Here is a 22,285-nt window from a genome sequence, read left to right on the forward strand (position 1 = left end):
TCCCCATACATGAAAAACCAACCTATCTTGATTTATATCAGTTGATAGGTTGGATTCATTTGTCAATTTCCCAATTGACTGAAACTCATTTTCATAAAAAAACCAGAAGAGTTCTGGTTCTTTTTATTTTACCTAATGATTATTTAGAAACTTCATCCCAAGTTGTCACTTCACCTGTAAAGATTTGTTTAACTTGTTCCATTGTCAAATCTTCGATTGTATTTTCAGGATTTACAACTACAGCAATACCGTCAATTGCTAGTGGTTCAGCAGTCAATACGTCTAATTCTTCATCTTTAAGTTCACGAGAAGCCATCCCGATATCAGCTGAGCCGTCCATTGCAGCAGTCATACCAGCAGAAGAACCGTTTGATGTGATATCGATCGTCACTTCTGGATTAAGAGCTGTATATTCTTCAACTAAAACTTCCATTACCGGTGTCACAGAGGTTGATCCCACAACACTGATATTGCCTGACATCCCTTCTGTTGCTTCATATGCAGGTGCATCTGTTACTGCTTCTACATAACCTTCGCCTACAACGATTTCTTGTCCTTCAGCACTCATGATATAACTCCAGAAATCTTCTGCTACTTCGCTTAATTCACCATTATGAGCAATATTGAATGGTCGAGCGATTGCATATGAACTATCTTGTACTGTCTCGGCAGTTGCTTCTACTCCTTCAATGGTAACAGCTTTAATGCTGTCATCTAATGACCCTAATGAGATGTACCCAATGGATGCAGGATCTCCAGCAACTGTTGTCATAACGCCGCTTGTACTATTTTGAATGGTTGCTCCAGAATAAGTGTTGTCTGTTTCAGTATCTCCTTCAGAAACAAGTACTCCTGTAATTTCTGTGAAAGCTCCACGAGTACCAGACCCATCTTCTCTTGAAATTACATTAATCGTTTGTGAAGTATCAAACCCTTCTGCATTTTCTGAAGAGCCTGATGAACTAGAATCTGCTCCGCATGCTGCTAATGCTAAACCTGCTCCTAATGTTAAAGTTAATTTTGATAGTTTTGTAATTGTCATTTTTCCCATCCTTTATAATAATAGTGTTGGACATTTCCATCCTCGTCCACATAAGTTATCTTAACGAATGAATATTAATTTTACTCTCCCCTTTATGTAATGTTTCTGTTGATATTTGTAAAGAATATAAAGATTTTGTAAAGGTTGTTTATCTGTTTATGCACACTAAAAAAAGAGCCTTGAGAAAATCTCAAGACTCTTTAAAAATCAGATTATTTACTTCATCTATGCATTAACGAACTCTACTCATTGGGATGAATCGGTAGTTTGACGATAAATGTCGTTCCTAAACCAAGTTTGCTTTCAACAGATATAGATCCATTTAAGTTTTCAATTAGGTATTTAACAATGGATAAACCTAAACCTGTTCCACCGGAATTCCGGCTGCGAGCTTTATCTACTCTATAAAAACGTTCAAAAATTCGATCTTGCTCATCTTCAGGTATTCCTATTCCATTATCTGATACCCTAATAACTGCATAATCATTTTCTTTTTTTATTGTAACCGTTACTTTCCCTTTTTCTTGTGTATAGACTACTGCATTGTTGATTAGATTAGCGAGTATTTGTTTCAAACGACTGCTGTCACCAGTAATAAGCAAGTTATCTTCTTCAATGACATTAAGTTTCATTTGTTTATTATCGGCTGTTTGTTTAACCAGTTGAATAGTTGATAGGACTGTTTCTGTAAGATTGATCTCTTGTATATTCATTGGAACTTGTTTTTGTTCCAATTTTGACAATTCAAGGATATCATTCACTAAAAAGTCTAATCGACTGCTTTCAGCTAACATAATTTCCAAAAATTGTTTCAATACTTCCTTATCCTCCATCGCTCCATCTAATAACGTTTCGGAAAAACCTTTAAGCGCAGTAATTGGAGTCTTTAATTCGTGTGAAGCATTCGTTACAAAATCAGTACGGACTTTTTCAAGCCTCCTAATTTCAGTAATGTCATACAATAGTACAATCAAATTTTGTTCTCCTGGTTCTTTACCGTCTATCGGAACAATATTCGCGTCTACAATTTTATCTTGCGGGTAATAAAAATAAATCTCATCATTTTGTTTTTCATTTTTTTGATAAGCCATTTCAATCATATGGCTTAATCCATAACTTTTTGTTGCTTCTACATAAGAATTTCCAATAAGATGGGTAATGTCTTCGCCTAAAATAGTACTCATAGCCGGATTTACCATTTTTATCGTTCGATGATCATCGATCAACATCACACCAATAACCAGATGATTAACTAATTCATATAGACGTTTGTCATTTTGAACAATTTCTTGCGTTTGTTCTTCTAAATTTGTAGCTAATTCATTGACCGTATCTCCTAAATCTGCAACTTCTCCATAAGCCGTTCCGGTATAGCGAACATCATATCGTTTATCCGAAAGATTTTTAGCTACATCCATAATATCATTGATCGGTTTAGCTATGCGTTTAGTAATAATAAAAGTAACCAGTGTAGTCAAAATAAAGGCAAGTAAACTAAAGATCAAAAGAGACTGTTTTATCTGTTCATTGATTTGGTTAATGTCCGCAACTGGTCTAGATAAGCGCAGCACACCTATCAACTCATCTTGAGACCCCATCAATGGGACAGCCACATAATACAAATTTTCGTTCGTACTTTCACTTTCGCGAATAGATATCCCAGTTTTTTCTCCATTTAATACCGCTTGAAATTCTTCACGATCACTATGATTTTCCAATGCTGCTTTATTAGCAGCTGAATCATAAACCACAACACCTGACAAATCGATAACAGTTAATCTTTCTTCATCTAGTATTTCAAGTTTTGTTAACTGACTTATAGCAGATTCAAGATCTATTGAATTTTCTCCATTTACATAGAGCAGATCAGCTATTGTTTTGGTTTGTTTGATCAAGGCTTCTTCTTGACTTTTTTGAGCATAATCCTGTAATAAATTAGTTGAGAAAACACCAATAGAAATACTAAATAAAGTGAATAAGACAATAAAAACAGTTAATATTCGAAACTGAAGTTTCTTCATTTTTTTGGAGCCTCAAATTTATAACCGAAACCTCTAACTGTTCGGATATAACTAGGATTTTTTGTGTCTACTTCTATTTTCTCTCTTAAGTGACTGATATGCACATCCACAATCCGTGTTTCTCCAGCATAATCAAAATTCCAAATAGCATCCAACAATTGTTCACGGCTTAAAATACGATTGATTCGCTTGATCATATAAATCAATAATTCAAATTCTTTTGGAGTAACATCGATTTTTTCTCCCCTGACCACTACTTCATATTGGCTAGGATCTATTTGGATATCGCCTACATTGATCAATTCATCTTGCTTATCTCTATCTTCAACATTGCTTAAAGCTTCTTCTGCTTTACTTTTACTGGTCATACGTCTCATAATAGCTTTCATTCTCGCAAGTACTTCACGAGGGCTAAAAGGCTTTGTCATATAATCATCAGCGCCTAATTCAAGACCGATAATTTTTTCTAATTCATCATCTTTAGCTGTCAACATCATGATTGGAGCTTCAACTTTTTCTTGCCTAAGTTTTTTACAAATATCCATGCCTCCCATTGACGGAAGCATTAAATCTAAAATAATAAAATCATATGGATGGGCTATAGCCATCTCATACCCTTCCAATCCATCTAAAGCTGTATCTACTTGGTAACCCTCTTTTTCTAAATTAAAAGCTAGCAGCGTCAAAATAGATTGTTCATCATCGACAATTAACACTTTTTTCATTTTTTATCCCGCCTATACAGAATTTTTAGTTTAAGTCTACTTCTTTCATATTGAGCTACTTCCCTAAAATAACTACTCCAATCTCATGTGGAGAATCTGCATAAATAGCCGTTTCAGTTAAACGAAGTTCGCCATCTACACCTTTAACTTTTAAATGGCAATAAACACTATTTTTTGATAAAGCTTGATAAAAATCATTCTCATTTTCGATAGGATCATTATTGCACTCAATAATGGTATCTCCAACAACTAAATTCATTTTTTCTGCTGGTGTACTTGGACGAATCCCAATGACCTTTATTCCTTTATCAGCGGGACCATAAAGAAAACTCCAATGTTTTTCACGTATACGGTGCCGATATAACACGCTTAGTCCTCCAATAATTAAAAAGATAAATCCAGCAATGGAAGCATAAGGAATCCAAATGGAACTAATAGCAATAATTAAAGCCACTCCGGTCAATAACATTAAATCCTTGACCAATTTTGAAATAGCAACTTTGGGTATTTGTGACTGCACCGTAAATTGAAAACCTATCAAAACGGGCAGCCAAAAGAAAGAGTAGTTTTCATTTCCAATTGAAAAGACTGGCCACCAACTAAAAAATGCTTGAAATCCATTTCCTGGAACGACCAATAACAGTGGCAAGACCCAAAAAGGTTTTATAGGGTATTTCGCAATTCGCTTACCTCGCTTCGTATTCAAAAAACGTGCTGATAAATGATTTCCAGATTTTCTCTTGATCGTAAAAATAGATGTCGCTAATAAAAACAAGAGGATAATAAACAAGTTAGTAAATAATTGTGTTCCACTGAATTCGATTTGACTTAACGGATGGTACCAATTTGTTGGTAAAAAAGAGAAATCACTACTCTCTAAAAAAAATGGTAATCCTATAAGAAGTAACGAACTAATTGAAAACGTAAATAAAGGATGAACAAAACGATAGCCAAAAAACAAACTTATAATTGTTACGATTTGATACAAAATAATCCAGTCCATCGTAACTGGAACTCCAATAAGCGTTAAAAGAACCGATCCAATCACTCCAAAAAGAAGTCCAACTAATAAATAGTTTTTGATCTCGTATAATGTATTATAGATTGCTACGCGATGATTGCTTCTTTCATGATTGATCCTACGATAACTTGTCCAAATTGCAACTACCAATCCAACGATAAACGTAGGTTGAATAAAAAATAGCGCTAGCATAATAAAAAAATTTGCCACCATTTGTCTCTACCCCTTTTCTACTTCTTTTTCTATTTTATCAAACTACTTCAACATAATCACGAATTTATCCGTTTCTAAATATAGTTTACATGATTTTTACATTGAATAGCAGTTTATATTGATTTTTTATTTTTACTCCAAAAAAAAAGAGCAGTATAATAAGTAGTTTTAAAACTTTAAACTACATGCAATTCTTATCCTATCAGCACTATAATTACTATGTAACTAAAAAAAACCAATCACTAACAGGAAGTTAGCGATTGGTTTAAAATCGTTTTGGGGAAACGGTAGAATATATTTACATTAATTTAGTTTAATGACTAATTTAGTTGATACGTCCAAATCCAACTAAGTATTGAGCCCAGTAAGCTTGGCTGATTGTTGTAACAGCTACACCTGATGAAGATTGAGAACCGATAAACTGATTGTTTCCAAGATAGATACCAACATGGTCAATACTTCCTGTTTGATTGAAGAATACTAAATCGCCAGGTTGCGCTTCAGATTGTGAAACCTTAGTTGAAGCCGCATACTGAGCACCAGCTGTACGTGGAAGATTGATTCCAGCAGCAGAAAATGCATACATAGTAAAACCAGAACAGTCAAAACCACTAGTACTTGTTCCGCCGTATAAATAAGGTGTTCCTATAACTCCATAAGCAGCATTTTTAATTGTTGTCCATGAACCATTTGAAGTTGTTGCTTTTTTTGTTTCAACAGCTTTTTCAGTTGCTGCTGGTTTAGCCGTTACTTCTGAAGCAACTGTTGTTTTTGTAGAAACTGTTTCAACTGATGCTGAAGAGTTACTAGTTGCAGTTGTTTTTATAAGTGCTAACTCTTCTGCTCCTTTTTCAGCTGCTGCTTTAACAGCCAAGAATTTTTCTTTTTCATTTTCTACTACAGATTTTTCAGCTGCAATTGATGCAACAACTGCTTCTTTTTCTAATTTTTGTTGTTCTAAATCTGTTTTAGATGCTTCTAATTTTGCAGCTAATAGTGTTTGTTCTTCTACTTTTTCTTCAGTTTCATTTTGTTTTGCAACTACAGCATCTTGATCAGCTGCTTGTGCTTCAACTAAACTTTGATTTGCAGATACGATTTGAGAAACAACACCCACACGTCCAAGAACGTCAGAAATAGATTCAGCGTTTAAAAGAAAATCAACAAAGTTGCGGCTATCCCCGTCTACTTGTACAGAACGTGCTTGTTCTTCCAACTTAGCTTCGCGTTTTTCAATCGCTGATTTCAAGTTAGTAATTTGTTCTTCTAGAACTTTCATACTCGTTTGTGTTTCTTGCATATCTGCTACCAATGATTCAGCTTTCTTTTCATTGTCTGCAATAGTTGCAGTGATAGTTGATAATTGAGATTCTGCTGTTGCTTCTTTATTTTCTAGATCCACCAATTTTTCTGTAGATGCTTTAATGTCCTCGTCTGTACTTGCAAATGCTGTAATAGGAGCAATGTAAGTTGAGAACCCTAATGCTGCTACTAAAGCTAAATTAATAAATTTCTTATTCAATGTTGTTTTCCCCCGTTTTCCCCAATGATTTAATTTTTATCTTTCATTACATTTATTATACTTTTAAGAATTTTCTAATGGACATGAATGATCCGATTGCACCAATAACAATACCGATTGCCAACATTAATCCTCCAACTTGGAATAAAAATGGATTTGGTGTTAACAATGCAAAATAGGTTCCATCTAAGAAATCTGTTCCTACATTAAATGCAGCTACATAAACAAAACTTAGAATAGCAACAGGTATAATCGCACCAATAAGTCCGATTAATGCTCCTTCAATTAAGAATGGCCATCTAATGTACCAGTTTGTTGCACCTACTAATTTCATGATTTCAATTTCAGTACGTCGTGAGAAAATAGTGATTCGAATCGTATTTGAAATTAAGAATACCGCTGTTAAAATCAACGCAATGATGACAACAGCACCGACATTACGAACAGTATTTACTGTTCTAAATAAGTTATCTGCCGTAGCTCCACCATAGTTTACTTGAGTGACATATTCTAATGCTTCAATTTCTTTTGCTACGGGCGCTGTGTTTTCTGGAATATCTGTATTTACAATGAAGACATCATATAAAGGATTGTCGTCTCCATCAAACAAATTAAACTCATCACCATAACTACCAACTACTTGCTCCAATTCATTTTCACGACTTGAAAATTCAACTGAATCAACATGTTCAAATGATTCTAATTCCGATTGGAGTTGTTTTTGTTGTTCTTCATTTGCAGCTAAATCAATGTAAACTCTGACACTTACATCATTTTCAATATCTGTAGCCAGTTTATTAACATTCATTAACATGGCAATAAATGACCCTACTAATAGTAGCGTTACTGTTACAGCACTTACAGCAGCAATAGACATCCAACCATTTCTTTTCAAACTTTTAAAACTATCTATAACGTGTCTTTTTGCTGTTCTAAGCTTCATACCCGTAATCTCCTTCCAATTGATCTCGGACGATGCGTCCATTCTCAACCGCAAGAACACGGTGTTTAACGACATTAACGATTTGGCTATTGTGAGTGGCCATAATAACCGTAGTTCCTTGATTACTGATTTCTTCCAATATATTCATGATTTCCCATGAAGTATCTGGGTCAAGGTTACCAGTTGGCTCATCTGCTATTAGAATATGTGGAGTGTTTGCAATGGCTCTGGCTATTGCAATACGTTGCTGCTCTCCACCTGATAATTCATTAGGAAACATACGAACTTTGTGTTTTAATCCTACTAATTCAAGAACTTCTAATACTCTTTTTTGAATAGCTTTAGGATTTTTTTCAACAACTTCCATTGCATAAGCAATGTTTTCATAAACAGTCAATTTAGGAAGCAATTTGAAGTCTTGGAAAACGACTCCTACGTAACGTCTTAAATAGGGAATATTTTTTTCTTTGATTGTCATTAAATCAAAATCGCCTACTTTGATCGTTCCTTTAGTAGCTTTTTCTTCACGATAGATCATCTTAATAAAAGTTGATTTACCAGCACCACTAGGTCCGACAACATATACAAATTCACCTGGTTCAATACGAACAGATAAACCATTAATTGCTGTAATGCCGTTAGGATATTTCTTATAGACATTTAGCATTTCAATCATTTTTTATCACCTAACTTTTATAGTTTCTAGAACTTAATCCAGGTGTTTCTTATACCTTTGAGGCATTTTTCCTCAACGCTTAATCATTATAGCATTATAAAAAATTATGTCAGTTGTATTTTCTTTACAAATTCATTTCATTTTGTATCATTCCTGTAACGTGATTGTTTTATTTTTACATTTTTAATCATTTTACTAGTTTCACCTACTTAAAACATCAAAAAAAGATTGAGAACGCATGTCATTCCCCACTAAAAGATTAAATTCAATGTTTTTTTGGGTTTGACTAGATTTCTTTTGTTACAAATATAAAAAGTCAAACTTCCATAAATGGTTCTAAATTTGTCGGAAGTTTGACTTTTTGCTATTTTATTCTTCAATTGTAGAAATTTTGCTTCTTAAATATGCCTGTATAAATGGATCTAATCCGCCATCCATTACTTGGTTGACATTTCCAGTTTCATAATTTGTTCGATGATCTTTTACCATTGAGTAAGGATGGAACACATAAGATCTGATTTGAGAACCCCAACCGATTTCTAATTGTTCGCCTCTTATAGCAGCCATTTCTTTTTCTTGTTCTTCGACTTCAAGCTGGTAAAGTTTTGCTTTCAGCATACTCATAGCTTGTTCTCTATTTTTTAATTGTGATCTTTGGGCTTGACTTGCAACAACCACACCGGTCGGGATGTGTGTGATTCGAACAGCAGAATCTGTTGTGTTGATGTGTTGTCCGCCTGCTCCAGTTGCTCGATAGGTATCTACTTTTAAATCATCTGAATTAATTTTAATGTCTACACTGTCGTCTAGTTCTGGAACCACATCGATAGAAACAAACGACGTGTGTCTTCTTCCAGCAGAATCAAAAGGCGAGATCCGCACTAAGCGATGAACCCCTTTTTCAGCTTTTAAATAGCCGTATACATTCAAACCTTTAATAAGCAAAGTCACACTTTTGATTCCAGCTTCATCTCCAGCTTGATAATTTAACGTTTCAATTTTAAATCCTCTTTTTTCAGCCCATCGAGTGTACATTCGAAGCAACATGCTTCCCCAATCTTGCGATTCGGTTCCGCCTGCTCCAGGATGAAGCTCAATAATGGCATTATTTTTATCATACGGGTCACTCAACAATAGATCTAGTTCATACTGATCTAACTTATCCAAGAAAGGAATAATTTTGCTATTCAACTCTTTTGCTAATTCTTCATCACTTTCTTCTTTGACCATTTCAAGTAATAGATCTAAATCCTCTTTTTCAGTTACAAGGCCGTTGTATTGATTGTATTTTTCTTTCAACTCATTTGCTTCATTAATAACTGTTTGAGCCTTTTGGGCATCCTCCCAAAAAGTTGGTTCTGTCATTCTATCATTGTATTCAGCGATGTCTCTTTCCAAAGTCTCTAAGTCAAAGAGACCTCCCAAAACCGTTTATTTTTTTACTTGCCGTTTCTAGATAATTTCTAATATCGCTTAATTCCATTATTCTTCACTCCAATTCAGAAAGAACACGACTCATTAACCAATCGTGTTCTTTCTTATAATTATTTTATTTATCACACTTCTGGAAGAAGTGTATCTTAATCTAATTTTCCATGGCAGTTTTTATATTTCTTTCCACTTCCACATGGACAAGGATCATTACGGCCTATTTTTGAGCTATCTATTTTGATTGGTTTTTTTCTTGCTTCTTTAACCACTTGTCCATCACCAGTTGAACGCGCAGTTGTTCCTTTTGCAACTTGTTCTCTTTTCAAGTTTTGACGAATTTGTGATTTCATCAATAAACGTGTAACTTCATAATCCATAGAGGCAATCATTTCTTCGAATAATTTAAATCCTTCTGCTTGATATTCTACTAATGGGTTACTTTGTCCATATGCACGAAGGCCAATTCCTTGACGCAACTGCTCCATTGTATCGATGTGTTCTGTCCACTTACTGTCTACAACACGTAAGATGACCACTTTTTCAAATTCCAATACTTGTTCTTTACCATTTAATTGTTTTTCTTTTTCTTCATAAATGGATTTCGCAGCGTCTAAAAGCACTGTTTCAATTTCTTCAATCGTTTTGCCTTCTAAATCACTCATTGCAATATCATCAGGATGAACTAATGAAGCTTGTGCAAAGTCAAGTATGGTTTGCAGTTTCCATTCTTCTTTTGTTCCTTGAGTATTAATTTGAACAATACGTGAGATCGTCCGCTCGATCATTGGAACAGTCACATTTTTTAATGAGTCTTCAGCCATAATAACTTCTAATCTTTGTTTATACATGATCTCGCGTTGTTCACGCATAACATCATCATACTGTAAGACATTTTTACGTGTATCATAGTTGTTCCCTTCAACACGTTTTTGAGCTGATTCAACTTGACGCGAAATCATTTTACTTTGAATAACTGCGTCTTCTTCGCTGACTTTTAGGCGTTCTAAAACAGCTTGGATACGTTCTGAACCAAATCTCTTCATTAAATCATCTTCTAAAGAAAGATAAAACTGTGTCACACCTGGATCGCCTTGACGACCAGAACGTCCACGTAATTGATTATCGATACGACGTGATTCGTGTCGTTCTGTACCAATAACACATAGTCCGCCTACTTCACGAACTCCTGCACCTAATTTGATATCTGTTCCACGACCAGCCATATTGGTTGCAATTGTTACTGCACCTTTTTGACCCGCACTTGTAATAATTTCAGCCTCTTTAAAATGATTTTTTGCATTTAATACTTGATGAGGTATTTTACTTTTTCTTAATAGACCGGATATTAACTCTGATGTTTCAACAGCTACTGTACCGACCAATACTGGTTGACCATTCGCATGTCTTTCTTCGATTTCTTCAACAACAGCACGATATTTGCTGTCCAATGTTGGATAGAGCAAATCAGGTCTGTCATCACGAATAAGTGGTTTATTCGTTGGTATGGATACAACATGAATGTTGTAGATCTCACGGAATTCTTCTTCTTCTGTTTTCGCTGTACCTGTCATACCTGCTAGCTTTTTATACATACGGAAATAGTTTTGGAAAGTGATATTCGCCATTGTTTTTGATTCATTTTGGATTTCTACGTTTTCTTTTGCTTCAATAGCTTGATGCAAGCCATCTGAATAACGACGACCTTCCATGATACGACCAGTAAATTGATCAACGATCATTACTTTGCCCTCTTGGATCACATAATCTACATCATGATGCATAATGTAATTAGCTCTTAAAGCTTGATCAATATGGTGCGTTAACGCTTGGTTTTCTACATCATATAAATTGTCTATTCTGAATGTTTTTTCAGCTTTTTCAATCCCTGGTTCCGTCAAAGCAATCGTTTTAGAAGGAATATCGATTGTGTAATCTTCCTCTTCTTTCAATCCTTTAACAAAGAAGTCCGTGCGACTATACAAAGCTGTAGATTTTGCTGCTTGACCAGAAATAATTAATGGTGTTCTAGCTTCATCAATCAAAATAGAATCGACTTCATCTACAATCGCATAATTCAATGGTCTTTGTACCATTTGTTCTTTATAAACTACCATGTTATCTCTAAGGTAATCGAATCCTAATTCATTGTTTGTACTGTACATAACATCCGCCAAATAAGCTTCACGTTTTTCTTCAGAAGATTTTGAATTTAGGTTTAAGCCTACTGTTAAGCCTAACCATTCATACAACTCTCCCATTTCAGTAGCGTCACGGCTAGATAAATATTCATTTACGGTTACAACGTGTACACCTTCTCCTGTCAATGCATTTAGATAAACCGGCATTGTAGCAGTCAGCGTTTTCCCTTCACCTGTTTTCATTTCAGGGATATTCCCGCGATGTAATGTGACCCCACCCATTAGTTGGACATGATATGGATACAATCCCAAAACTCGTTTAGCAGCTTCTCGTACAACAGCAAAAGCTTCAGGTAGCAAATCGTCTAATGTTGCGCCATCTTGATACCGTTTCTTAAACTCAGGAGTTTTTGCTTTTAATTCGTCATCAGACATGTTAGCCATTGCTTCAGCAAATTCTTCAACTTGCTGGGCGACTTTACTTAAGCTTTTCAATTCTTTTTTATCGTTTTCAATTAAGTTGCGTAAAAAATTAGCCATTCATCTTTCTCCTCTATGTCTTTATCTCTATTTTCTATTTAGTAAATTTTCATTTATTTAGGCAGTTAGACTTTATCTCGACATTTTCACTTTTGTTTTTATAGCAATAGTCTATATTCTTATTAATTCTATCATTACTGATTCACAATTGAAACCTTTTTATCGACATTAAACACACCTATTGCGATGCACTTTAGTCAAAAAACGAAAAAACTTCAAGGCAAGAGTATTTACTTGCCTTGAAGTTTTTCAATTTTTCAGTACATTTGTTTATTCTGTTTCAATCAACCCATATTTTCCATCTTTACGACGATAAACGATGCTTGTGCCATTAGTATCAGCATCTTCAAAGATAAAGAAATTATGTCCCAACATATCCATTTGTAAAACAGCTTCTTCACTGTCCATTGGTTTCAATGATAGTCGTTTTGTACGGACAATATTCACTTCATCTTCCATTAGATCTTGATCTTCTCCCGGCATAACAGGTGGGACAACAACATTAGAACCGCGAGTTCTGCGGTTGATTTTAGTTTTATACTTGCGCATTTGTCTTTCAAGTTTATCTGTTACCAGATCAATGCTTCCATATAAATCAGGCGAGGTTTCTTCCGCACGTAAAACCAAGTAAGGCAAAGGAATGGTTACCTCAACTTTAGCAGTTTTATCGGAATACGTTTTCAAATTAACGTGGGCTGTTGCTTCAGGTACATCATTAAAGTATTTCTCAACTTTCCCCACTTTTTTCTCAACATAACTACGAATAGCTGCAGTTACCTCAATATTTTCGCCACGGACATTATATTTAAACATAAACACTCTCCCCTTTCATCTGATTGTATCTCAGAATCAGCATCATCAAATGGACCACTCAAGTGATGATATGCTTAAACTAATTATATATTATCACCCAAGGAATGCAAATAAAATCGATTACAATTGGGGAACTTTAACGGGAAATCGAAAACGTCTCGACTGTTTTTGCTCCGTTTTCAAGTAAACACTCAGCTGCATGAAAAAATGTTCGTCCCGTGGTATAAATATCATCCACTAGAATAATCTCCTTTTCTTTTATTTTTGCTTCACAACCTTTATCGATTCGAAAAGGCTGCGGAGAAAGCATCCTCATTTTCCGGTTCTTACTTGACTGTTTTTCACCTGTTCCACAATGAGTTAAAACTGGTATATACTTCACTCCAGAAAACGTTAACATTCCTTCTACTTGATTGAAACCTCTTAATTGCTTGCTTTTATCACTTATTGGTATGGGAATTACAACCTTCTTTTGCTTATAAAAAAAGTAGTGTATCTCCTTTGTAAATAGTTCACCCAGTCGATAATCGCCAGTGTATTTGTATGCTTCTATCCATTCTTTTATAAACTCATTGTATTGATAAAGAGCTGTGTGCTTGAAAGGATAGTCCGGGTACTCTATTTTCCATTTCTGACAATCTGGACAGAGACCTTTTTCTGACCAGTAGCGACTACACCCTTTGCAAGTAGGGCCATTACATAAAGAAACAAGTTTATTCGAACAAGAGTCACATTTAATAGACGGATTAATTTTAGTAAAAGACAACAACTCTGCTAATTGAATCACTTCTTTTTGTGCTTTCCCACACCATAAACAAATCATGACTGGATCAACAATCCCCTTTCACGTGCTAAACGGTTCATCTTTTTTATCTGAGTAATAGCACTTTTTAAAGCTTTAGTTTGACCATAGTGGAGAAAGATGACTTTCCCCGTTGGAAAATCACGGTGTCTGCCTACTCGACCGGCGATTTGAATCAATGCCGCTTCTGTAAATGTCCGATCTTCAGCACCTAAAACAAGTACATCGATATCTCGAAATGTAACTCCACGCTCTAAGATAGTGGTGGTCAACATAAATTGGTAACATTCCTTCCGCATATTTTGAACTTTCTCTTTACGGTTTTCATCTTCAGAAGACACGCTCGTAAACAGACTTTCAGGAAAAACTTCCTCAAGATAGTTTGAAAATTCAAGCATCAACTCAATGTTGGGCACAAACAAAAGAAAGCGACGTTTTGCATCCAGTAAACGTTTGATTTCTTTGATGACAACTGCTTTTTTCTGCCGTTTACTAATTGCTGTGCGCCAATCTCCTGCCCATATTGCTTTTGGCTCAGGTAAGGGAAATCCATGGTAGCGTGCTGGTAAGATAGAAGCTGCTAATTTTTTTTGTGTGATGTCTCTTCTCATTTGTTTATCTGGAGTAGCGGATAAGTAAATAATCGTTCCGCTATTCTTTTTTGCTTTTTGGGCTGCAAATTGCAATGTTGTATCTTTATTAAATGGGAAAGCATCAATTTCATCAATGATCAATACATCAAAAGCCTCTTTAAAACGTAAGAGTTGATGGGTAGTGGCAATAAGGAGTTGCGTATAGCGATAAGATTCTTCCATATCTCCGTAAAGGGTCAGTTGTTCAACAGGTTGAAAAGCACTTTTAAGACGAGGTGCTAATTCTAAACACACATCTGTCCGAGGGGAAGCAATACAAATCCTTTTGCCTTCCCTTAGCGCCAGCTCGATTCCCTTAAACAACATTTCCGTTTTTCCTGCACCCGCTACAGCCCAAATTAATCTTGTTTGTTTTAATTTTATAGCTTGAACGATCTCATCAGAAGCCTGCATTTGTTGTTTTGATAATTGGCCTTGCCAAGTTAATATAGGCTCTGGTATAGGACTAAACTGATTTTCTTCTGGTAAATGGTAAAGAAGACTGCATTTTTTGATTTTCCCCATTTGAAGGCATCGAATACAGTAAAAACAATTTTCACCACAATTACAAGGAGCAAATTGTCTATCTTGAAATTGATTGGACCCGCAACGCTTGCAAGTCATCTGTTTTTCTATCACAGCAAAGCCATTTGAAATAATGCCATTCCAATTTCTAGGTAATTCTTCGTCTAATTCTTGAATTAACAACTCTCTTCCCATCATATTCGTGTCCATTCTCGCTCACCTCTTTAACATTAGTGTACGCAAAAAAAGATTTGGGCTATTTTCCCAAACCTTTTTTAATAGATTATTTTAGATATTGATGTATTTTATAATAACTTTAATATAATGGCCTTAAATTTTAGTTTGATCTTCCATCCAAGTTAGTCCAAGAGCACCCTCACCTAAGTGAGTGCCAATAACAGGACCAAAATAGCTCAGTTCATAACGAATAGCTGGATGATGTTTCTTTAGTGTTTTCATCCATTCAATAGCTTCTTGTTCAACATTTGCATGGATAATGGTAGCTACAATCGGATACCCTTTTTCAACGTCTTCACTTAATAATTGCTCGATTCGTTTTAATGCTTTTTTCTTTGTTCTTATTTTTTCAAATACGGTGATTTTTTTATCTTCAAAGTGCAGAATTGGTTTTATTTTTAATAAAGAACCAATGATTGCTGATCCATTTGAAAGTCGCCCTCCACGAACCAAATGATTTAAGTCATCTACAACAAAATATGCACGCAATGTTTGTTGCATTTTTTCAAATTTTTGGAAGATCTCTTCTACAGAAGCATCTTCTCTCGCCATTCTGGCTGCCTCTAGGACAAAATAGCCTTGTGCTGAACAGCTTATTCCAGAATCATAAGGATAAATGGCTAGTCCTTCATAAATCTTACTTAAACTTGCAATCGTATTAAATGTCCCACTAAGTTCACTTGATAAATGGATACTAATAACTGCATCGTACTTTTTTGAAAGCTCACTAAATAACAACGATGCTTGTCCTATCGCTGGTTGAGAACTAGTTGGCAAACCATCCATTGTTTTGACTTTTTCAAAAAAGCTAGTACTATCCATTTTAGTTTCCTCTATCGTTTCGTTTCCCATTGCAATGGATAAAGGCAGCCTATAAATTGAATACTTCTCGCATTGTTCGTCTGTTAAGTAAGCAGTACTGTCTGTTACCACTGCGATTCTCACATTATCACCTCACTATTATGTTTTTGTTTCTACAATTTAGTGCTCAAAATGAAATTATAGCATACTTTTTTTTAGGTTCAACCTCCCTCTCACTTCTTATATTTTCTAGATTAGTCTTGTTCAATACTGAGACTAACGGTACACTATTGAAATAAAGTCAGCATTAAATTTATGAAAGGACTCATTATGCTAAATCATTATTATACTATTGAGAAAGATGGCAACTTTGAATTAGAAATAAAAAAATCTCGCTTTATTTGCCATTTAAAACAGGTTAAAAATGAGATTGAAGCTCAAGATTTCATTCAATCGATCAAAAAAGAACACGGAAAAGCTAATCATAATTGCGTGGCTTATTTGATTGGTGAACACGATGAGATACAGCGTGCTTATGATGATGGAGAACCTTCTGGTACAGCTGGTGTTCCAATGCTGGAAGTTCTAAAAAAAAGACAATTAAAAAACGTTGTGGCAGTTGTTACACGTTATTTTGGCGGCACAAAACTGGGAGCAGGTGGATTAATACGTGCTTATGGAAAGGCCGTCAGTCAAGGACTGAACGAAATTGGAGTGGTCGAAAGAAAATTACACACTCAAATGACAATTCATGTCTCTTATCCAGCCTCTGGAAAATTAGAAAACTTACTTCGTGAAGCAAACTATAGAATAAAAGATATCTTTTATTCAGATATTGTTTCGTTCTCTTGTTTAATTGATCAAGAGCAACTAACTTTTTTTCAAGCTAAAGTCATTGAATGGCTCAATGGACAAGTCACCTTTGAAAAGGGACCGCAAGTTTATTGTGACAAAAAAATCTCACTTTAAATATTAAGAATACATTACTTTTTATTAAATAAACTTTCTACTTGTTTTTATTCGTGATAGAATAAACAGGATATTTTAGGCTGTTTATGTTTTTTAACTAGCACCTGATTGAATCCCTAACAACAAAATGATTTTCTGAAGGAGAATGAGTGTGAAGAAACATTCTAATACTAGTCGAAGCGCATCATACACTAATAAAAGAAAAAAAAGAAGAAACACGATTATCTTAAGTATAATGATTCCTATTATGATTATTATTTTAGGTATAGCGGTATACGCGGCTAAGTTGTATGCAACTGCTCAAAAAACGATTGATGACTCTTATCATGAACTAGATCGTACCAAAGAGGTAGAAGTAGACCCGATAAAAGAAACGACCTCTATTTTAATTATGGGAATCGATGACACCGAAGACAGAAATCTTGGCAGTTCAAGAACCGATTCACTCATTTACTTGACGATAGACCCTAACAACCATGAAGTCAATATGGTTAGTATTCCTAGAGATACTTATACTCCAATCATGTATCAAGGACAATATTATAATGAGGATAAAATTAATGCAGCCTACAGCAAAGGTGAAGAACAAGCAACGATTGAAACTGTTGAAGAATTATTAGATGTCCCAGTCCATTATTATGTAACCTTTAATTTTGATGCCTTTTTGAAAATCATAGATGCTTTAGGCGGAATAGAAATGGATGTTCCAATAACTTTCTCAGAGCAAAATTCTGATGGCGAGATGAATCAAATTACGTTAGAAGAAGGTTATCAAACATTAAATGGTGAAGAAGCTTTAGCATTGGCTCGTACAAGAAAAATTGATAATGACGTTAAACGTGGAGAGAGACAACAATTGCTGATAGAAGCTATTGTGAAAAAAGCACTTAGCGTTGGGTCAATTACAAAGTATACAGATGTTATTGAAGCTGTCGGATCAAACATGCGTACTGACTTAACTTTTAATGAAATGCTTGGAATAGCTCAAACAGGTTTAGAAGGCTCATATGCATTTAACTCTTATACATTTGAATGGACAGATTTTATGTTGAATGGTGCAAGTATGGTTGAACTTTATCCTGACAGTGTTGATTTTGTCAGTCATCGTTTAAGAGTAGCTTTAGGCTTAGATTCTATCGATGAACGAGATGCTGAAGGATACGAATTTGAAACCAACGGTATAACAAATTACGCTTATTAACAAATGCAATAACCAGAAAATAGGTTGTGTCAAAAGGATGCTTTTTTTCAAAAAGCGTCCCACAGCTTTATAGTTAAATATAAAAATACACTTCCAAAACTAATGAGTAAACAATCCATTAGTTTTGGAAGTGTATTTTTATTAGAGGCATTTTATTCCAGCCCCATTTTATTATCTCTTTCGATTTACTTTTTTTGCAAATCGTTTTAGCCTTGTCAGTAAAGGTCTTCTTTCTTCACTAACTAATCCAATTAATTCAATAAATAACTCTAGTCCCAATAGCAGGCCGATAGTCAACATTATGGACCCAATAAATGTAGATATTGGATACATTAACGCAATCAACGAAAACATGGCAGCAATACAATAAATAGCCAGTACTGTCTGTCTATGGGTCAATCCCAATGTCATCAAGCGATGGTGCAAATGCATTTTGTCTGCACTAGAAATTGGCCTTTGATTTAATCGTCTTCTCAAAATAGCAGCAATCGTGTCAGTGATCGGTATGCCTAGTATAACAACTGGTATAATTAATGTAATCAAAGTTGCGTTTTTTAATCCTTGCAATGACATGATAGATATCATGAAGCCAAGGAATAAAGCACCTGTGTCTCCTAGAAAAATACGAGCTGGAAAAAAATTATAAGGTAAAAAACCAATAGCTGCAGCCACAAGTGTAAAAATCATTATAGGTACTGCAACATCAGATATGGTTAAAAAGAAAAATCCAATAATTCCCATAGTTGTTAAAGCAATAATTGAAACTCCGGTTGCTAATCCATCTAAGCCGTCAATTAAATTAACAGCATTCGTAATCGCCAAAATCCATATTAACGTTATAGGTAAACTAAAAATCCCTAAATGCACTTCTCCAATTAAAGGAAATGTCACGAGATCCATTCGAATATCGGCTGCATAATAGATAATCAAGGCACCAATAACAATCCCTAACATTTTTAATCTTGGAGAGATTTCAATCAAATCATCGATTACCCCAGTAATAATAATAATGGTCGAAGCTATAAATAAAGGAAAAATTTGCTTAATCGGTATCGGTTGTAAAAAAAACAAAGAAATATAAAAAGATAAATAGATTGCTAATCCTCCTAGTGTTGGCATAGCTTTTACATTCACTCGTCTTTCACCAGGTTTGTCTATAGCATTTACTTTTAGTGCTAATTTTTTTACTAATGGTGTCAATATAAAGCTGATAACAACTGTAAAAATACAGAAAACCAACACTTGAAACATATCATACATAAAAAATAAACCTACTTTCAGTGCCACTCTTTCTCTCATTATACAAACTTCATGACTAAAAGACAATTGCAATTTCATTTCAAATCCTTTGGTTATGGTCATCATCAAAAAAAAGACTTGCGCTAAAATAACTTTAGCGTAAGTCTTTTTCCAAGTAAAACTCAAATCGTTCCCCTACATATTGAGTACGAACATATTCAAAAGGCAAATCATCTTTTGAATAACTAATTTGTTTTAATTGAAGAATAGATTCTCCACGTTTAATCGACAAATATTCAGCAATTTTTTCAGAAGCACGCATAGCAGAAACGGTTTGTTCAGCTCGTTGAACAGTAATGCCTTGCTCAGATTCTAGTGCTTTATAAAGTGATTTAGTAATTTCTTGTTTCCCTAATGATTCTACTAGAGAGTATGGAATCGTTGCTACTTCAAAACAAATGGGAATATCGTCAGCATAACGTATTCGTTCCATTCTTAAAACCATTTCTTCAGGTTCCAATTTTAAATTTTCTGCTTCGCTTACACTAGCAGGTTTAACATGATACGAAATCGTTTTGCTTGTTGGCTTTCGACCTTGCGAAACCATAATATCCGTAAAACTTTGAATACCCGCCATTTTTTCTTGGACTTTTTTATTGGATACATAGGTGCCAGAGCCTACTTTTCTCTCTAAGATTCCTTCATCTACAAGAGTTTGTACGGCTTGTCTCAAGGTCATTCGGCTGACATTAAATTGGATAGCTAAATCTCTTTCAGAAGGAATCCGCTCTCCTATTTTCCAAACTTCTTTTTCTATCATTTTTCTTATTTGATTATGAATTTGAATGTAAACTGGTGTCGCCTTAGCCATGATTTCGCTCCTATCGTTGGATTAATTTCGCTGCTTCCTCATCTACAATCATAATGACATTGTCATGATTTTGCAAGATACTTCCAGGAACTTCTTCTGTTACAGGGCCTTCAATTGAATTTTTTATCGCTTCTGCTTTTGTTTCACCATACGCCATCAAAATAATTTTTTTAGACTTCATGATTGATTTGATTCCCATTGAGTAAGCTAAGCGTGGAACATCTTCAACATTGTCAAAAAAGCGTTTATTGGCTTCAATTGTAGAAGGAAGCAACTCTACTTTATGTGTTGTTAAATCAAAAGGAGTACCAGGTTCATTAAATCCAATGTGTCCATTGCTTCCAATTCCTAAAACTTGAATATCAATTGGGTGATTTTCAATAATTTGATCATAGCGTTTGCCCTCTTGTTCTGCATCTTCTGCTAGACCATTTGGAACAAACGTTTCTTTGAATGGCTTTTTAGAAAAAAGTTCTTGATCCATAAAATAATGGTAACTTTGAGAATCTGTAGGAGCCAACCCAACGTATTCATCTAAATTAATAGCTGTCATGTCCGAAAAATCTATGTCGCTTTTAATCATTTCATGATACAAAGAAATGGGTGTACTTCCTGTAGCTAAACCTAAGACTTTAGCTCCTTGGTCCATACCCTCTTTAATTAGTTCAAATGCTTTTTTTCCACCTTCAACGTTATCTTTTACAACAATAATTTCCATTTTAATTTCCCCTTTTCCTTTTCAAGTTCTTATTAATAAACCATTTTTCCATAACTAAATGTATGTTCTACATCAAAATCAGCGTTCATTACTACTATATCAGCATCTTTACCAGCTGTAAGACTTCCTTTTTTAACCAAACTAAATTCTCTTGCTTGGTTAACAGAAGTCATTTTAACTGCATCTTCAACACTGCATCCTGTAAAGGCCATAATATTTTTAAATGCATCATTAAACGTCAACACACTACCTGCTAAAGTACCATCTACTAATCTTGCTTGATTATTTTTTACAAGTACTTTTTGTCCGCCTAACTCGCTTTCTCCATCAGGAAGTCCTTTTGCACGCATTGAATCAGTAATAACTTCAATTCTGTCGGGTCCTTTTACTTTATATGCAAGGTTGACCATGTCAGGATGGATGTGATAGCCGTCCACAATCATTTCTGTGTAAATAGAATCTTCTAAAAAGGCATGTCCAGTTACTCCTGGCTCACGATGGTGTAAGCCTCGTTGTGCATTATACAAATGTGTAATATGTGATGCTTTAGAATCCATCAACTGTGCTCTAGTAGCATTACTATGACCGATCGAAAGTACAATATTATGATTTACACAATACTCTTCAAATTCTGAAGCATCACTTGTTTCTGAAGCATATGTTACTAAGCGAATACGGTTTCCACTTAACTTGTTCCATTTCTCCATTTGTTTTGCGTCTGGTACACGGATATACTCCTCAGGTTGTGCTCCTTTAAAATCCACAGATACAAAAGGTCCTTCTAAATGAATACCTTGAATCACTGGATTTTTCATTGCAGCTTCGTTTATAGCAATAAGAGCTTTATCAATAGCATCGTAAGATTGCGTCATCGTTGTAGCAAAGTAAGAAGTGATTCCTTCTTTATGCATTTTTTGGATCATTTGATTGATTTCTTCTGAATTAGCATCCATATTATCATAGCTGTATCCACCATGACTGTGAACATCAATAAACCCAGGTAAAACAATTTTCCCAGAAGCGTCTTGTTCTTGATCAGATGTTTCTTTTTTATAGTCACTCATTTTGCCTACAGCAAGAACTTCTTCAGAAAAGCGAATAAATGCTTCTTCTATTTTTTCTTCTCCAGTATAAACCGTCACATTTGTTAGTACATTAGCCATTTTTTTGTCTCCTTTGCTCTTTTATTCCATTATAAATGGTAT

At 34.8% G+C, this 22,285-nt stretch carries 19 protein-coding genes; 2 read left to right on the forward strand and 17 right to left on the reverse strand.

Going from position 1 to position 22,285, the window contains the following annotated elements; translation table 11 throughout:
• Positions 1 to 139: 139 nt before the first annotated feature.
• From NST49_RS01295 to NST49_RS01355, 13 genes are all read right to left on the reverse strand, one after another.
• Positions 140 to 1,042, reverse strand: a complete 903-nt coding sequence (locus NST49_RS01295) for a substrate-binding domain-containing protein (RefSeq protein ID WP_023176822.1) — start codon at positions 1,040 to 1,042, stop codon at positions 140 to 142.
• Between the two features lie 242 nt (positions 1,043 to 1,284).
• The gene (gene pnpS, locus NST49_RS01300) at positions 1,285 to 3,063 is read right to left on the reverse strand and encodes a two-component system histidine kinase PnpS (protein WP_034538177.1); all 1,779 of its coding nucleotides are present in this window, start codon (positions 3,061 to 3,063) and stop codon (positions 1,285 to 1,287) included.
• Positions 3,060 to 3,788, reverse strand: a complete 729-nt coding sequence (locus tag NST49_RS01305; protein WP_023176818.1) for a response regulator transcription factor — start codon at positions 3,786 to 3,788, stop codon at positions 3,060 to 3,062. The genes pnpS and NST49_RS01305 overlap by 4 nt, the downstream gene beginning before the upstream one ends.
• Before the next feature lie 55 nt (positions 3,789 to 3,843).
• A complete protein-coding gene (locus NST49_RS01310; RefSeq protein ID WP_023176817.1) occupies positions 3,844 to 5,022 on the reverse strand; it encodes a PDZ domain-containing protein in 1,179 nt (392 codons plus the stop codon).
• Between the two features lie 325 nt (positions 5,023 to 5,347).
• Positions 5,348 to 6,544 carry a C40 family peptidase gene (locus NST49_RS01315; protein WP_341046647.1) on the reverse strand — a complete coding sequence of 399 codons (1,197 nt, stop codon included), beginning with the start codon at positions 6,542 to 6,544 and terminating at the stop codon, positions 5,348 to 5,350.
• A gap of 55 nt (positions 6,545 to 6,599) precedes the next feature.
• Positions 6,600 to 7,487 carry a permease-like cell division protein FtsX gene (gene ftsX / locus NST49_RS01320; protein WP_023176814.1) on the reverse strand — a complete coding sequence of 296 codons (888 nt, stop codon included), beginning with the start codon at positions 7,485 to 7,487 and terminating at the stop codon, positions 6,600 to 6,602.
• Positions 7,477 to 8,163, reverse strand: coding sequence for a cell division ATP-binding protein FtsE (gene ftsE, locus NST49_RS01325; RefSeq protein WP_023176813.1), 687 nt, complete (start codon positions 8,161 to 8,163; stop codon positions 7,477 to 7,479). The genes ftsX and ftsE overlap by 11 nt, the downstream gene beginning before the upstream one ends.
• A gap of 369 nt (positions 8,164 to 8,532) precedes the next feature.
• Positions 8,533 to 9,646 (reverse strand): peptide chain release factor 2 gene (gene prfB, locus NST49_RS01330; RefSeq protein ID WP_156098866.1). Its coding sequence is split into 2 segments (ribosomal slippage): positions 8,533 to 9,573 and positions 9,575 to 9,646, totalling 1,113 coding nucleotides; the frame shifts between segments, so codons are not numbered across the junction.
• A 97-nt stretch (positions 9,647 to 9,743) separates the two neighbouring features.
• Positions 9,744 to 12,272 (reverse strand): preprotein translocase subunit SecA, encoded by a 2,529-nt coding sequence (gene secA, locus NST49_RS01335; protein ID WP_251166392.1) that lies wholly within the window; start codon positions 12,270 to 12,272, stop codon positions 9,744 to 9,746.
• Between the two features lie 270 nt (positions 12,273 to 12,542).
• The gene (gene hpf / locus NST49_RS01340) at positions 12,543 to 13,085 is read right to left on the reverse strand and encodes a ribosome hibernation-promoting factor, HPF/YfiA family (protein ID WP_034538174.1); all 543 of its coding nucleotides are present in this window, start codon (positions 13,083 to 13,085) and stop codon (positions 12,543 to 12,545) included.
• A 136-nt stretch (positions 13,086 to 13,221) separates the two neighbouring features.
• Positions 13,222 to 13,908 (reverse strand): ComF family protein, encoded by a 687-nt coding sequence (locus NST49_RS01345; protein WP_301426287.1) that lies wholly within the window; start codon positions 13,906 to 13,908, stop codon positions 13,222 to 13,224.
• Positions 13,905 to 15,254 carry a DEAD/DEAH box helicase gene (locus NST49_RS01350; RefSeq protein WP_023176806.1) on the reverse strand — a complete coding sequence of 450 codons (1,350 nt, stop codon included), beginning with the start codon at positions 15,252 to 15,254 and terminating at the stop codon, positions 13,905 to 13,907. The genes NST49_RS01345 and NST49_RS01350 overlap by 4 nt, the downstream gene beginning before the upstream one ends.
• A 120-nt stretch (positions 15,255 to 15,374) precedes the next feature.
• On the reverse strand, positions 15,375 to 16,226 hold the full coding sequence (locus NST49_RS01355) for a DegV family protein (protein WP_187948917.1): 852 nt from the start codon (positions 16,224 to 16,226) through the stop codon (positions 15,375 to 15,377).
• A gap of 186 nt (positions 16,227 to 16,412) precedes the next feature.
• Here NST49_RS01355 and NST49_RS01360 point away from each other — a divergent pair, with 186 nt between their 5' ends.
• Complete coding sequence (locus NST49_RS01360; RefSeq protein WP_187948918.1) at positions 16,413 to 17,051, forward strand: YigZ family protein; 639 nt, start codon at positions 16,413 to 16,415, stop codon at positions 17,049 to 17,051.
• A 145-nt stretch (positions 17,052 to 17,196) separates the two neighbouring features.
• The gene (locus NST49_RS01365) at positions 17,197 to 18,252 is read left to right on the forward strand and encodes an LCP family protein (RefSeq protein ID WP_341046656.1); all 1,056 of its coding nucleotides are present in this window, start codon (positions 17,197 to 17,199) and stop codon (positions 18,250 to 18,252) included.
• Positions 18,253 to 18,423: 171 nt separating this feature from the next.
• On the opposite strand, the gene NST49_RS01370 is transcribed toward NST49_RS01365, so the two are convergent.
• The 4 genes from NST49_RS01370 to nagA all read right to left on the reverse strand — a co-directional run bounded on the left by NST49_RS01370 (position 18,424) and on the right by nagA (position 22,243).
• Positions 18,424 to 19,503, reverse strand: coding sequence for a glycosyltransferase family 4 protein (locus NST49_RS01370; protein WP_280512919.1), 1,080 nt, complete (start codon positions 19,501 to 19,503; stop codon positions 18,424 to 18,426).
• Positions 19,504 to 19,645: 142 nt separating this feature from the next.
• Positions 19,646 to 20,362, reverse strand: a complete 717-nt coding sequence (locus tag NST49_RS01375; RefSeq protein WP_023176797.1) for a GntR family transcriptional regulator — start codon at positions 20,360 to 20,362, stop codon at positions 19,646 to 19,648.
• 10 nt (positions 20,363 to 20,372) lie between these two features.
• The gene (locus NST49_RS01380; protein WP_023176795.1) at positions 20,373 to 21,080 is read right to left on the reverse strand and encodes a glucosamine-6-phosphate deaminase; all 708 of its coding nucleotides are present in this window, start codon (positions 21,078 to 21,080) and stop codon (positions 20,373 to 20,375) included.
• Positions 21,081 to 21,112: 32 nt separating this feature from the next.
• Positions 21,113 to 22,243 (reverse strand): N-acetylglucosamine-6-phosphate deacetylase, encoded by a 1,131-nt coding sequence (gene nagA, locus NST49_RS01385; RefSeq protein ID WP_023176793.1) that lies wholly within the window; start codon positions 22,241 to 22,243, stop codon positions 21,113 to 21,115.
• Between the last annotated feature and the right edge of the window lie 42 nt (positions 22,244 to 22,285).

Origin of the sequence: Carnobacterium sp. FSL W8-0810 (genome assembly GCF_038007125.1) — a bacterium.
Taxonomy (GTDB): Bacteria; Bacillota; Bacilli; order Lactobacillales; family Carnobacteriaceae; genus Carnobacterium_B; species Carnobacterium_B inhibens.

Excerpts from the sequence above, each read along its gene's own strand:
- NST49_RS01295 (WP_023176822.1), bottom strand. The coding sequence starts at position 1,042 with ATGACAATTACAAAACTATCAAAATTAACTTTAACATTAGGAGCAGGT.
- pnpS (WP_034538177.1), bottom strand. The coding sequence starts at position 3,063 with ATGAAGAAACTTCAGTTTCGAATATTAACTGTTTTTATTGTCTTATTC.
- NST49_RS01305 (WP_023176818.1), bottom strand. The coding sequence starts at position 3,788 with ATGAAAAAAGTGTTAATTGTCGATGATGAACAATCTATTTTGACGCTG.
- NST49_RS01310 (WP_023176817.1), bottom strand. The coding sequence starts at position 5,022 with ATGGTGGCAAATTTTTTTATTATGCTAGCGCTATTTTTTATTCAACCT.
- ftsX (WP_023176814.1), bottom strand. The coding sequence starts at position 7,487 with ATGAAGCTTAGAACAGCAAAAAGACACGTTATAGATAGTTTTAAAAGT.
- ftsE (WP_023176813.1), bottom strand. The coding sequence starts at position 8,163 with ATGATTGAAATGCTAAATGTCTATAAGAAATATCCTAACGGCATTACA.
- secA (WP_251166392.1), bottom strand. The coding sequence starts at position 12,272 with ATGGCTAATTTTTTACGCAACTTAATTGAAAACGATAAAAAAGAATTG.
- hpf (WP_034538174.1), bottom strand. The coding sequence starts at position 13,085 with ATGTTTAAATATAATGTCCGTGGCGAAAATATTGAGGTAACTGCAGCT.
- NST49_RS01345 (WP_301426287.1), bottom strand. The coding sequence starts at position 13,908 with ATGATTTGTTTATGGTGTGGGAAAGCACAAAAAGAAGTGATTCAATTA.
- NST49_RS01350 (WP_023176806.1), bottom strand. The coding sequence starts at position 15,254 with ATGGACACGAATATGATGGGAAGAGAGTTGTTAATTCAAGAATTAGAC.
- NST49_RS01360 (WP_187948918.1), top strand. The coding sequence starts at position 16,413 with ATGCTAAATCATTATTATACTATTGAGAAAGATGGCAACTTTGAATTA.
- NST49_RS01365 (WP_341046656.1), top strand. The coding sequence starts at position 17,197 with ATGAGTGTGAAGAAACATTCTAATACTAGTCGAAGCGCATCATACACT.
- NST49_RS01370 (WP_280512919.1), bottom strand. The coding sequence starts at position 19,503 with ATGTTTCAAGTGTTGGTTTTCTGTATTTTTACAGTTGTTATCAGCTTT.
- NST49_RS01375 (WP_023176797.1), bottom strand. The coding sequence starts at position 20,362 with ATGGCTAAGGCGACACCAGTTTACATTCAAATTCATAATCAAATAAGA.
- NST49_RS01380 (WP_023176795.1), bottom strand. The coding sequence starts at position 21,080 with ATGGAAATTATTGTTGTAAAAGATAACGTTGAAGGTGGAAAAAAAGCA.
- nagA (WP_023176793.1), bottom strand. The coding sequence starts at position 22,243 with ATGGCTAATGTACTAACAAATGTGACGGTTTATACTGGAGAAGAAAAA.